10 protein-coding genes are annotated in these 12,585 nt (G+C 54.8%); 6 read left to right on the top strand and 4 right to left on the bottom strand.

The annotated features are described in order from the left end of the window. Nucleotides 1-34 precede the first annotated feature (34 nt). From cas7c to cas3, 4 genes are all read right to left on the bottom strand, one after another. Nucleotides 35-922 (bottom strand): type I-C CRISPR-associated protein Cas7/Csd2, encoded by an 888-nt coding sequence (cas7c, locus tag ACWVX6_RS05270; RefSeq protein WP_455152556.1) that lies wholly within the window; start codon nucleotides 920-922, stop codon nucleotides 35-37. Further along, entirely contained in the window at nucleotides 923-2,662 is a 1,740-nt protein-coding gene (cas8c, locus tag ACWVX6_RS05265; RefSeq protein ID WP_455152555.1) for a type I-C CRISPR-associated protein Cas8c/Csd1, read from the bottom strand. Next, on the bottom strand, nucleotides 2,659-3,321 hold the full coding sequence (gene cas5c, locus ACWVX6_RS05260; protein WP_270440702.1) for a type I-C CRISPR-associated protein Cas5c: 663 nt from the start codon (nucleotides 3,319-3,321) through the stop codon (nucleotides 2,659-2,661). The genes cas8c and cas5c overlap by 4 nt, the downstream gene beginning before the upstream one ends. A gap of 350 nt (nucleotides 3,322-3,671) precedes the next feature. Further along, nucleotides 3,672-5,849, bottom strand: coding sequence for a CRISPR-associated helicase Cas3' (cas3, locus tag ACWVX6_RS05255; protein WP_455152554.1), 2,178 nt, complete (start codon nucleotides 5,847-5,849; stop codon nucleotides 3,672-3,674). A 489-nt stretch (nucleotides 5,850-6,338) separates the two neighbouring features. Here cas3 and ACWVX6_RS05250 point away from each other — a divergent pair, with 489 nt between their 5' ends. From ACWVX6_RS05250 to ACWVX6_RS05225, 6 genes are all read left to right on the top strand, one after another. Beyond that, nucleotides 6,339-7,385 (top strand): methionine ABC transporter ATP-binding protein, encoded by a 1,047-nt coding sequence (locus ACWVX6_RS05250; protein ID WP_118480579.1) that lies wholly within the window; start codon nucleotides 6,339-6,341, stop codon nucleotides 7,383-7,385. Continuing rightward, on the top strand, nucleotides 7,366-8,046 hold the full coding sequence (locus ACWVX6_RS05245; RefSeq protein WP_455152553.1) for a methionine ABC transporter permease: 681 nt from the start codon (nucleotides 7,366-7,368) through the stop codon (nucleotides 8,044-8,046). The genes ACWVX6_RS05250 and ACWVX6_RS05245 overlap by 20 nt, the downstream gene beginning before the upstream one ends. A 12-nt stretch (nucleotides 8,047-8,058) precedes the next feature. Continuing rightward, complete coding sequence (locus ACWVX6_RS05240) at nucleotides 8,059-9,012, top strand: L-lactate dehydrogenase (protein ID WP_455152552.1); 954 nt, start codon at nucleotides 8,059-8,061, stop codon at nucleotides 9,010-9,012. 45 nt (nucleotides 9,013-9,057) lie between these two features. Continuing rightward, nucleotides 9,058-9,948 carry a MetQ/NlpA family ABC transporter substrate-binding protein gene (locus tag ACWVX6_RS05235; protein WP_455152551.1) on the top strand — a complete coding sequence of 297 codons (891 nt, stop codon included), beginning with the start codon at nucleotides 9,058-9,060 and terminating at the stop codon, nucleotides 9,946-9,948. 63 nt (nucleotides 9,949-10,011) lie between these two features. After that, nucleotides 10,012-11,400 (top strand): FAD-binding oxidoreductase, encoded by a 1,389-nt coding sequence (locus ACWVX6_RS05230; RefSeq protein WP_455152550.1) that lies wholly within the window; start codon nucleotides 10,012-10,014, stop codon nucleotides 11,398-11,400. 2 nt (nucleotides 11,401-11,402) lie between these two features. Then, entirely contained in the window at nucleotides 11,403-12,575 is a 1,173-nt protein-coding gene (locus ACWVX6_RS05225; protein WP_455152549.1) for a pyridoxal phosphate-dependent aminotransferase, read from the top strand. Nucleotides 12,576-12,585 lie beyond the last annotated feature (10 nt).

The raw sequence follows: 12,585 nt of genomic DNA, 5'->3' as shown, positions 1-12,585 counted from the left end.
CCGGAGAGCTGGAGGAAGTCCTCCTCGGCGTAGATTACCCCAGTACCTTGCAGGTCACGCCGGCCGGCAGGTTGGCTTCGTCAACCGTGATGGTGTAGTCCGTGTACGCACGCGGCGCAATTACGCCTTCGTTGTGCTCGGCATGAACCAGATCAAACAGCTTGTGCGAGGGTGCGTTGCCAAGCTCGGAATCATGCTTGAACACAATCAGCTGGCGTACAGCCATCTTGCCGCGAGCAGCCGAATGGTCGTTCTCGAACATGTTGATGATTGCCGTCCACAGCAGTTCAAGGTCAGCCTCAGAGAATCCGGTCGTCTTGCGGGCGAGATTTGCGGAAACATAGCCTTCCGCGCGGTACAGACCGTAAGGCACGATGTACTTGCGGCCCATTTCGGTGCCCTTTTTCTCCGCGTCAGCCTCGGTGGTGATGGCAACACGCGTGATGGTGACTTCCTGCGGCACAATGGGATCCACACTGCGGGCAAAGCCAAGCTGTACCGGACCGCGCACCTGTCCGCAGTTGAGCGCACCCTTGACAAAGGTGGTCATAACCGCACCGAATGTGCGAATATCGTAGAAATTCTGGCACATAAAGTCACGCAGCTTGCTGTCAAGCTGATCGTCCTTCTTCTTTGCATCCTTGAGCTTGTCCGGCGCTACGCCGACATAAGCGCAGGCTTCCGCATCGCTGCGGTTGAGCGGCACACTGTCCTTAACGTAAATGCGGTAGCCGGATTCGCCTTCCTTGGCCATCTCTATATAGTTGCGGATTTTGCGCTTGAGGCATACATCGGTCACCAGACCGTAGCCGGTTTCCGGGTCGATACGCGGCATGTTGCCCGCATCCGGATCGCCGTTCGGATTGCCGTTTTCCACGTCGAAAAAGATTACAAATTCATAGCGGTTTTTGATGGGTTCCATTTACTTGTCCTCCTTTACTTTGCGATGGTAGTATCCAAGATAAAAACAGGTGGTTTCTTCGGGGTTATAGCGAGAAGGAAGCGTCTCGGTCAGCAGAGAGAGCAGATGTTCCTTTTCGTTCTGCAATTTAACGGCGTAATTGTGCTTATTGCGCATCAGTTTTTTTATATGGTACTCACTAAGCGGAATAATTTTATTAAATGCAGTTTTAGGAGTGGAGCCAGCCGCACGAAAATAGCTGTCCTTAATACTGCGGTTGATCTGATAATCTACAGATGCAAGCTGAATCTGCTCGAGGACATAAAATAACTGTCCCAGAATGTAGGGCTGGTAGGTGCAGTCTTCGTTCAAGTGCATATATGCCACCTCTTTTAGAATAGAATAGTTAGACTGATTTTCGCAGTTTTTCAGCAGATACGCCTTCAAAATTGCGGCACGCCGCCAGTTTATCTCAGAATCTGCGCGGATACGGAGCATAACACCGTTCAGCAGTGCAGCCGGATAGCGGTCGTTGTTCCAGACGGCGCGGGCAGTCGCACCGGCCATAACCGGACTCGGCTTTTTGTCGCGGGCACTTTGGTTGACGGTTTCGGCAAGCAGCTGCCACAGCGGTAAAAAGCCGGCAGGCGCCTTCGCCGGACGCTTGATTTTCAGACGTTCATAGTGCGCGTTGACGTTCTTCATCAATTCACCAAACGTGTTTTTATAGAAGAATCGCACACTCAAACGCGCAGCATTCGGTGCCAGACCGAGAATGTAGAATGCACGGTCAGGATCAAGATTTAATTCCTGACACGGTTCGCTGTCTGCAAGGTGTTTGAGCGCAGCGGATAAGTCATTATCCGACCAGCTTTGCGTGTTATTGCCCATAAGACAGCTGAAAAAATCAGTATACTGCGGTTCCGCAGTCTCCGCCCAGCAAACGACAGTGGTGTCGCCGATGTACTGCGTATGCTCGCGGTCAGCCAGCAGGTGATTGAGCGCCGTCGTATAAGCAAATGCAGCGTGCTTGCCAACAGGTGCGTTGTAGTTCTGCTCGTGACCGTAGGAACAGAAGGCGGGTGCGTTGAACGATACAAGTGCGGCGCCGCTGGACTGCGCATCACGCACACCTTTGATGGCAGGATGAACGGCGGCAATCTCATCCAGTTCGCCGGTGACAAGACATTGCTGCTTGGGTGCATCGGAGTCACCGTCATAATGCGCCTGCCATGCAGCGCAGATGGCCGGATCATCTGCCGGATACTGCCCATTCACATAAAATACCAGATTGGCACCGGCAATGAGTTTGTCGTAATCATCGACAAGAGCAGGGTGCTGTGCAGCTTCGGCAGGCTGCCATGTATCAAAGAAGGAGAGAATTGCGTGTGCGAAAGGAGAGTCCACAGTGTCTAACAGCTTGCGGTGCAGCTCGGCAGCGGCGTGAAAGCATTGCAGACTGCGTTCCGGTTTGCCTTTTGCGTCTATGCCAAGCAGATATGCCGAATTATCCCACATAAAGTTGGACGTGACACCGGAAGAACGCTTGACTGCCGCCGGCAGATGAATATCCTCACGCGGACGGAGCACTTTCTTTTTGCCTGCATCCACTTCATGCAGCAGCGGAATAACCTGGGCGAGTTCACCGTTTTCCCGCAGCTGGAGCGCATAACTGATTTTCGGTCTGCCCCAGCCGGGCGCATCAATTTCACCGCGGGCATTGAGGGCATCGTAATATTGCGTCAGCGCCTGCAAAATCATTTGACCACCTCCGCACTGTGAATCGGGGGAACCTCCATGACACCGTCTACCAGCTTGGCGCGGAAGAACATCGGTGTGATATTGGCGGGATCGCTGTAATCCATGTCGAGCAGCATCCAGCCGAGATCGTGTTCACCGAGCAGTTCCTCCGGACAAGGCGGAAGTTGTTCACAAAGCTCAAATTTTACCGGAAATTCCCGTGTGCCGAAGTAGGGCATGCTGTAGCACTGTCCGCGGCGCAGACGGCGTTTCATAATGTCCTGAAACTTGCCGGGATTGTCGGTCGGCGCAGCCTTGTCGGTCATTTCAAAGTGCGCTTCAATGACATAGTGGACATCACGCAGTACCATTGCGGCACGCTGCTGAATGCTTTCCGACGCAGCAAGGTACAGCTCACCCTTGGGTTTTGCAATCCACGCCTTGACCGAACGCGCGTTGATGGTGTCCTTCACCTCATTTCGGCGGATGTTGGTGAAGTGAATCGGCGCACAGACATGAATGCGGTCGATGATCCAGCGAAGACCGGGGTGCCAGTAAATACTTTCCAGCAACCCGCGTGCCGCCGAGGGTGTCATGCAGTCATAGCTGACGCGTTCGGTCTTCATTTCAGGTCGGCTGAATAGAGCGTATGGACCGCTGACTTCAACTTGAATTGACATTGGTATATTTCCCTCCTTTACGAAGCCTTGCCAGATATTCCTTGGCATCAACAGAGAGTGGGATATGTGACAGGGCTTCGGTGTAATTTATTGAATAGACAGGAAGATGATTCCGGTCTATATTTGTAGTATATCACTTATGCTATATGAAAGCAAGATAAACTTTAAGAGTAGTTGTAATTATAAATCTATTTTCTGATAAGGAAGTGGTTTATGTTTACACGATACGTATAATATGTTATAGTGACGTTGTCGCTGGAAACAGTGTGGATTGAAATAAGAGGAGTGTTATTATAGGAAGACCGGGAGAATGTTACCACATTCTCCCGTTTTCCTTTTTACGCGAAAAATTATCCGAAGAACGCCTGACCGCTGTCTGCCTTGAGCGACAGACCGGTTTTCTCATCATACAGCGACAGATCACACAGAATAGCACTGCGGTCGTCCAGTCCGTTGCGCTCATCGGCGAGAAGCAGCGCACCGGCGTCGTACAGCGCCTGAAAATGCTCATCATACACCTGCACGGCATACTGCCCAAGCTGCCGATACAGCTTTTTAGAGCACGCACCATCGCAAAGTCGCTCGATGAGTTCAGAACCGTCCTTCCACGGAATATAAACTGTGCGTGTGTCGTTGTCGATCATGTGAAAATTTTCGGCGATCGTGCGGAACGGATACAGAGAGCCGCCGCGTCCGCGTTCAAACGCGTCGATCACGCCGATTTTGTCAATCGCGGAACCGTTCAGCTTGCGCAGTTCGCGGAAATAGTTCTCCATTGTCTGCGGAGAAGCGGGATCGGCATTGTTATCCAGCGCAGTATTTGTCGCACCGATGGCTTGTCCAAACAGCGGCGGAGCCTTCTCCGTGCGGCGGAAAATGGTAACAATGCTGTCCTCTGCGGCACGCTTGCCCTCGCGGTTGCAGCGTCCGGCGGCCTGCAGAATGGAATCCAGACCCGCCAGTTCGCGGTAAACGGCGGGGAAATCTATGTCAACACCGGCTTCAACAAGAGAAGTCGATACGACACGGCAGGGCAAACCGTCATTTAGTCGGCGTCGGATTTCCTCGAGCACCGTACGGCGGTGTGCCGGAACCATCAATGTGGACAGATGGAAACTGCCTTCCTCCGGCAATTTCGAGAAAATGGACTGCGCCGCTTTGCGGGAATTGACGATGCAAAGGACCTGCTCATGTGCGCACAGCAATTCGGCGAGTGCGTCATCCTCGAGGACACCGACTTGCCGGAACGTTACACGGCGGAATTTGTCGAAATAGAACGGAATCTGCGGGCAAATCTCGGAAACCGTATGCGACGGTGCGAATCGCTGAATCAAATCGCCGAGTACCGGCTGGGTAGCCGTACACAGCACGGCAGTTGCGCCGAACTGCTCTACCAGAGCGCCGATGGCCGCGACGCACGGCATCAGATGGCACAGCGGAAGCATTTGCGCTTCATCGAAAATAATCACGCTGTTTGCCAGATTGTGCAGCTTGCGGCACTGTGAGGAACGGTTAGCGTACATCGACTCGAAAAACTGAACGGCGGTTGTGATAACGAGCGGGCTGTCCCAGTTTTCGGCGGCCAGTGCCTTGGGATCGGGATTGCCGTTTTCCTCATCGTTCTCGAACTGTACACCGGAGTGATGCTCGAGTACGTTCTCATCGCCTAAAATACCGCGGAAAACATCGGCATTCTGCTCGATGATGGAGGTGTACGGTACAACATAAATCACACGTTTCATACCGTGTTCAACGGCGTGATGCAGCGCAAATGCGAGAGAACTGGTCGTTTTACCGCCGCCGGTCGGAACCGTAAGCGTGTAAATGCCCTTGGGATTGGCTGCGGCGGAAACGCACGCCTGCAAGATCTGCTGACGGAGCTTGTTCAGCGCGGAAGTCGGGTTGTCCCATGCGTTTAGCTTGGCCTGTAAGCGGGTGAGCAGGGTTTCGAGCGAATCTCCGGTGCCGCGCGGCATATCGCCTTTCATGAATCGCTCGGTATCCAGATAATCCGCGTCCACCAGACAGGAGTACAGCATGCGCGTGCGGAATGACTCGGAAAGCGACGGCCTGGTGACCGGACGCTGCGGCAGGCGTACCGGCGGAATGGGATAATCCGGGTCGAGCGGCGGAATAGCGGGAGTGCCCCACTTTTTTATTCTGCCGGTGAAGGTGGGTGTGCCTTCCGGGTCATTTGTGCTGCCTAAATCCGGCAAACCGCTGTGATGCCCCATGACACAAGCGGCTAAGAGCAGATTGTTTGACAACATGATGTTTCGTGCACCGGCGGTTGCATGATCGACCTTTGGACCATTATCCAGAAGACGATGCTGAAATGCGGCAGTTGCTTTGCCGTCATCATGGTGAACACCGGCCTCGTGACCTTCAGCTTGTGCACCGAATGCTTCGGCAAACTGCCCGCAGAGCGTGCCGACACCGCGCTCGTGATCGGAGAGAAGCTGATATTCTGTACGTTCAACGCCGTTTTCATTGATCGGACGGGTATGTGCATAGAATTTTTTATCCATAGCGATCACCTTCTATTGAATTGTTATATACAGTATATAACAGTTAAAGTCCGATAAAAAGTACAACACCCAATATGCCTGCCAAGAAGACCGCCTTGAATTACAGCAAACTGCTGAAAATATCAGTCAAATCCCATAGATTTTGTTGGATGAATTTATACAAAACTGGCAAAACCGCCAGAAAACAAAATCCCTATAATTCCGAGGTTGACACTGGGGATTGACTGTGCTATTCTATAACCAACAAATTCAGTAAGGAATCGGAAAGGAGCGAGCAAAATGTTCATCGTAAACGCACGAATGTCGGGTCGAATGTGTATGAACATGCTGTATTATGCTCAGATGCTGCCTGACCGACAGAATACGAAATTACTTTGAATCGTCTTGCTTGACGCTGCGCGTTCTTGCGGATTCATTGTATTTTCTGAAGCGGGGAGCTGCGAGCTTCCCGCTTTTTTGCGCATTTAAGAGGAATAAGGAGGAATTTTCTTGATAAAATTGTCACATATCTCGAAGGAGTTTGTGAGCGGCAAGCGAACCGTTCATGCGGTGCAGGATGTTTCGCTGACGATTGACAGGGGCGAAATTTTCGGTATGATCGGCTTTTCCGGTGCGGGTAAATCGACGTTGGTGCGCTGCATCAATCTGCTCGAGCGGCCGACCTCCGGCAAGGTGATCGTAGATGGTCAGGATATGCTGTCGCTCTCGGCAAAGGAGCTGCGGCAGGCCCGCAAGAAGATCGGCATGATCTTTCAGCACTTCAACCTGATGCCATCGCGCACCGTAGCCGGCAACGTAGCGTATCCGCTGCGCGGCAGCGGCCTTTCCAAACAGCAGATCGAGGAAAAAGTACAGCGGTTGCTTGATCTGGTCGGCATCGGTGATAAGGCGGAGGCGTATCCCAAGCAGCTGTCCGGCGGTCAGAAACAGCGTGTAGCAATCGCTCGCGCACTGGCAAACGACCCGAATGTGCTGCTCTGCGATGAGGCTACCTCGGCACTCGATCCGCAGACCACCAAGGCGATTCTGCAGCTGCTCAAGCACCTGAACGAAACCCTCGGCATCACGGTCGTTATCATCACCCATGAAATGGCGGTCGTCAAGGAGATCTGCCACCGCGTAGCCGTTATGGAGCACGGCAAGGTGGTCGAGTCCGGCGAGGTGTTCAACATTTTCGCCAACCCGAGAGAGGACATCACCAAGAACTTCATCCACACGACCTCCAATCTCCGCAAGATCGAAGAACTCATCGCGGAGGATTCGCCGGTCGTCAAGCTGAATCCGGGTGAACTGATCGTGCGCCTGAGCTATATTCAGCGCAACGTATCCGAGCCGCTCATCTCGACGGTATCGCGCAAATTCGACATTGTGCTCAACATCATCTTTTCGGATATCGCCATCGTGCAGAATGCACCGATTGGCGGCACGGTAGCCATCATCAGCGGCGGCCGCGATCAAATCACACAGGCAATCGCCTATCTCAGTGAGAAAAACGTAGGAGTGGAGGTCATCAAGGATGCAAGAGTTTCTGAATAACATCATTCCGAACGTGATGGCAAAGCTGCCGGACTTCTATGCAGCCATCGGCGACACGCTGCTCATGGTGGTCTGGTCGGGGGCAATCTCGTTCGTGCTCGGGCTGGCACTGGGCGTGCTGATCACGGTCACCAAGCCGGGCGGCATTCTGGAAAACAAAATCGTCTATCAGATTTTGGACAAGCTGGTCAGCCTGTTCCGTTCCATCCCGTTCATCATCCTGCTGACGTGGGTAATGCCGGTTTCCCGTGCAATTATGGGTACGGCAATTTATGTTCGGGGTGCAATCGTTCCGCTGGTATTCGGTGCGGTGCCGTTCTTCACCCGTCAGGTGGAAAGCGCACTTGCCGAGCTGGACGGCGGTCTGATCGAAGCGGCACTCTCGATGGGCTCCACACCGCTGGAGATCATCTTCCGCGTATACCTGAAGGAAAGCGTTGCCGCCATCGCGCGCGGTACAACCATCACGGCGATCAGCCTGCTGAACCTGACTGCAATGGCCGGTGTTGTCGGTGCCGGCGGCCTGGGCGACTTCGCCATCCGTTACGGCCACGACCGCAATATGCTGGACGTTACCAACGTTACCGTGCTGGTCCTCGTCATCATCGTTTGCATTATGGAGTTCGCTGGCGGCAAGGTCGTCAAGAAGAACACGCACTAAGGAGTGTCTGACATGAGTATTTCCAATCGCAAAGTTGTTATTGTCGGTGCAGGCCATGTCGGCTCCCATGTCGGCTACGCACTGATTTCGCAGAGTCTGGCAGACGAGATTGTCTACATCGACTCCGATCACGCAAAGGCAGTCGCACAGGCGTTCGACCTGACCGATGCGACCAATTACCTTCCGGTTCGCACCAAGGTCACCGCGGGTGACTACAGCGATGCCAAGGATGCACAGATTATGATCATTTCGGCAGGCCCGCTGCCGACCGGCAATCAGACTCGTATGGATACACTGGGTCAGACCATTGCCATTTTGAAGGATGTAACAAAATCTATTAAGGAATCCGGTTTTGATGGCATTATCGTCAATATCTCCAATCCGGCGGACGTTATCACGCATTACATTCAGCACACGCTGAACTGGGCGCCGGAACGTATCTTCTCTACCAGCACCACGCTGGACTCCGCAAGACTGCGCCGCGCGATCGCGCAGGAGATCGGCATTGACCAGAAATCCATCACCGCCTACGCGCTCGGCGAGCACGGCGAAAGCCAGATGGTCGCATGGTCGGCTGTCACCATCGCGGGCAAGCCGCTCAGCCAGTGGCGCGAGGAGTATCCGGACACCTTCGGCAAGCTCGACCTGGATGCGCTTGCTGACGCAGGCCGTGAAGGCGGCTGGACCATCCTGCGCGGCAAGCAGTGCACCGAGTTCGGCATTGGCGCTTCCGCTGCAGAAGTCGTTCGCGCCATTTTCTACAACGAGAACCGCATTCTTTCGGTTTCTGTTCTGCTGAACGGCAAGTACGGTCAGCACGATGTGTACGCCAGCGTGCCCGCTATTGTTAACCGCGACGGCATCGCAGAGATCATCGAGCTGCACCTGACTCCCGAGGAGCAGGAGAAGTTCAACGCATCCTGCAAGACCATGAGCGAGAATTATCAACTGTCGCTCACTCTCTAACATCAGTTAATTAAAAAGTTCACATCATAAACGGAGGTAATCCCAATGAAGCTCAAAAGAATCATCGCACTGTCCCTGTCCGCAGCGACCCTCGCCCTGTCCCTGACCGCCTGCGGCGGCTCGAGCAGCGCAGCTTCCGATAATGCACAGGCATCCGACAGCAATTCCGGCGATGCCGTAACCGTAAAGCTCGGCGTAGTCGGCAGCATTTACGAGGATCTGTGGACCCCGGCCAAGGAAAAGCTGGCTGACGAGGGCATCGACCTTGAGTTCGTACAGTTCTCGGACTACGTTACCCCGAACAACGCACTCGCTAACGGCGAGATCGATCTGAACGCTTTCCAGCACCGTATTTACCTGCAGAGCGAGATCGACAACTACGGCTACGAGATCGAGAATATCGGCAACACGTTCATCATCCCGCTGAACCTGTACTCCGACAAGGTTAAGTCGGTTGATGAGCTTAAGGACGGCGACACCGTAGCCATTCCGGACGATGTAACCAACGGCGGCCGTGCCCTCAAGGTTCTGGAAGCAGCGGGCCTGATCAAGCTGAAGGACAGCGCAGAGTTCAACCCGACCATCGACGACATCGAAACCTACAATAAGCAGATCACCATCGAGGAGCTCAAGGCAAATGTTATCCCGTCCACGCTGGCTGACGTTACCGCAGCTGTCGTAAACGGCAACTACGCACTGGATTTCGGCCTCAAGACCGAGGATGCCATCTACAAGGATGACCAGCTGGACATCGAGGAGTACTGGAACCTGATCGCAGCGCGTTCCGCTGACCTCGAGGATGCAGACAAGCTGGAAACCTACAAGAAGGTTGTTGCAGCATTCCAGTCCGACGAAACCGAGGCAGTATTCAACGACCAGTTCGGCGGCTACTTCATCAAGGCAGGCTGGGATCAGGATCTGCTGGCTGACAAGTAACTCACAGTGATTCCCAATGCCGCCGGAAAGCACCGGCGGCATTTTCGGCAGGAGGAAACAGCAATGGAAGTAAGCAAACAGGCTTTGCAGAATATCATTTCGGATGAAGAACGTCTGCTTTTCGCAGAGAACATCCCGGCGGAATACCTGAGCGATGCGCTCGGCCGCCGCACCGGCACGGCGGATGCGCTCGTGTTCGCGCGCTCGACCGAGGAGGTCAGCGGCGTGCTCCGGTACGCCAACGAAAACGGTATCCCGGTCACGCCGCGCGGCGCAGGCACCAATCTGGTGGGCTCGACAATCCCGCTGTTCGGTGGTATCATTCTGGATGTATCCCGCATGAACCGCGTGCTCGAGCTTGACCGCGACACCATGACCATCACCGTCGAACCGGGTATGCTGCTCAAAGATCTGCAGGCCTATGTTGAGGAGCACGGTCTGTTTTACCCGCCCGACCCGGGCGAAAAGGCCTCGAGCATCGGCGGCAACATCAGCACCAACGCGGGCGGTATGCGTGCGGTCAAGTACGGCGTAACACGCGATTATGTGCGCGGGCTGGAGGTCGTTCTTGCGGACGGCACGGTGCTGAAAGTCGGCGGCAAGCAGGTGAAGGACGCGAGCGGACTGTCGCTCAAGCACCTGCTCATCGGCTCGGAGGGCACGCTGGCGGTCATCACCAAGTGCCTGCTGCGCCTTCTTCCCAAGCCGGAGACCACGGTGAGCGTGCTCGTGCCGTTTGCTGACCTCGGCACGGGTATTCGCAGCGTGCTGACGATTTTGCAGGCAAATGCCAACCCGACCGCAGTCGAGTTCATGGAGCGCAAGGTCGTAGCCCTCGGCGAGAGCTTTTCCGGCGTGCAATATCCGCGCCCGGATGCCGGTTCATACATTCTGCTGACGTTTGACGGTCACGAGAGCGAGGTCAACGCGAATATCGAGCGCGTGCGCCGCCTTGCGCTCGACAACGGCGCCATCGACTATATCGTGCTGCGCAGCGCTGAGCAGGCGGCGAACATCTGGAAGGTGCGCGGTGCGCTCGTCATGGCGGTCGAGGCCGTGTCCGAGCAGGAGCCGGTGGACATTGTCGTGCCCATCAGCCACACGGCGGACTTTGTACGTTACATCAACGAGCTGGAAGCATCCTCAGGCGTGCGTATGATCGCGTTCGGTCATGCGGGTGACGGCAACGTGCATCTGTGCGTGGTGCGCGACGGCCGCGACCGGCAGACATGGGAGCGTGAACTGCACGACAACATGGAGCAGGCATACGCGAAGGCGTATTCCTACGGCGGCGTAGTATCGGGTGAGCACGGCATCGGCATTTCCAAGCGGTCATACTTCCTGCGGGAGACCGCGCAGGAGAATCTTGCCGTGATGAACACCATCAAGACCGCTCTCGACCCGAAGCACACGCTTAACGATCAGAAATCTTACATTATGGGAGGAAAATAACCATGCAGAGCTTATCTGAACGCACCGCCGGCTTTACCGACTCGGTCATCCGCCGTATGACGCGCGTTTCCATGCAGTATGATGCGGTAAATCTGTCGCAGGGTTTCCCGGACTTTGAGCCGCCGAAGGAGCTGCTCGACCGTCTGGCGCAGGTGGCCTACGAAGACTATCACCAGTATTCGATCACATGGGGTTCGCAGAACTTCCGCGAGGCGCTGGCCGCCAAGCAGACCTATTTCATGGGCCGCAGGATCGACCCGAACACCGAAATCGTCACGACCTGCGGCAGCACGGAGGCGATGATGGCTGCGATGATGACGGTCACCAATCCGGGTGACAAGGTTATCATTTTCTCCCCGTTTTACGAGAATTACGGTGCGGATACCATCCTGTCTGGCGCAGAGCCGATCTATGTGCCGCTCGTGCCGCCGGATTTTCACTTTGACGCGAACGTGCTCGAGGATGCATTCCGTCAGCACCCGAAGGCCATCATCCTGTGCAACCCGTCCAATCCGTGCGGCAAGGTGTTCACCCGCGAGGAGCTGGAGATTATCGCGTCTCTCGCGGAGAAGTACGATACCTACGTCATCACCGACGAGGTGTATGAGCACATCGTATTCGCACCCAACAAGCACACTTATTTTGCCACTCTGCCGGGCATGTGGGAGCGCACGCTGTCGTGCTCGTCGCTCTCCAAAACGTACTCGGTTACCGGCTGGCGACTGGGTTATATCATTGCCCCGCCGGAGATCATCGACCGTGCGAAAAAAGTACATGACTTCCTGACTGTCGGCGCAGCAGCACCGCTGCAGGAGGTTGTTGTTACCGGTCTCAAGATGGGCCAGGACTACTACGACGACTTGCAGGCCAAGTACACGCACAAAAAGGAGCTGTTCCTGAAAGGTCTGGACGATCTCAAAATCGCCCATACCGACCCGCAGGGCGCGTACTATGTTCTGCTTGACATTTCCGAGTTCGGCTACGAGAGCGATCTTGCGTTCTGCGAGGATCTGGCGCATTATGTCGGCGTAGGCGCGGTTCCCGGCTCGAGCTTCTTCCGTGAGCCGGTCAACAATCTGATTCGCCTGCATTTTGCAAAGAAGGACGAGACGCTGCTCGATGCACTCAACCGTCTGGAAGGTCTGCGTGATAAGATCAAACCGAAACACCGATAAACAGGAGGAA

The sequence above is a fragment of the Butyricicoccus sp. genome (genome assembly GCF_977037065.1).
This window is presented reverse-complemented; position numbering and strand designations above follow the sequence as displayed.

Bases quoted from the DNA above. Each gene is read 5' to 3' on its own strand.
- cas8c (WP_455152555.1), bottom strand. From the start codon at position 2,662: ATGATTTTGCAGGCGCTGACGCAATATTACGATGCCCTCAATGCCCGC.
- cas3 (WP_455152554.1), bottom strand. From the start codon at position 5,849: ATGGATAAAAAATTCTATGCACATACCCGTCCGATCAATGAAAACGGC.
- ACWVX6_RS05235 (WP_455152551.1), top strand. From the start codon at position 9,058: ATGAAGCTCAAAAGAATCATCGCACTGTCCCTGTCCGCAGCGACCCTC.
- ACWVX6_RS05230 (WP_455152550.1), top strand. From the start codon at position 10,012: ATGGAAGTAAGCAAACAGGCTTTGCAGAATATCATTTCGGATGAAGAA.
- cas7c (WP_455152556.1), bottom strand. From the start codon at position 922: ATGGAACCCATCAAAAACCGCTATGAATTTGTAATCTTTTTCGACGTG.
- ACWVX6_RS05225 (WP_455152549.1), top strand. From the start codon at position 11,403: ATGCAGAGCTTATCTGAACGCACCGCCGGCTTTACCGACTCGGTCATC.
- cas5c (WP_270440702.1), bottom strand. From the start codon at position 3,321: ATGTCAATTCAAGTTGAAGTCAGCGGTCCATACGCTCTATTCAGCCGA.
- ACWVX6_RS05240 (WP_455152552.1), top strand. From the start codon at position 8,059: ATGAGTATTTCCAATCGCAAAGTTGTTATTGTCGGTGCAGGCCATGTC.
- ACWVX6_RS05245 (WP_455152553.1), top strand. From the start codon at position 7,366: ATGCAAGAGTTTCTGAATAACATCATTCCGAACGTGATGGCAAAGCTG.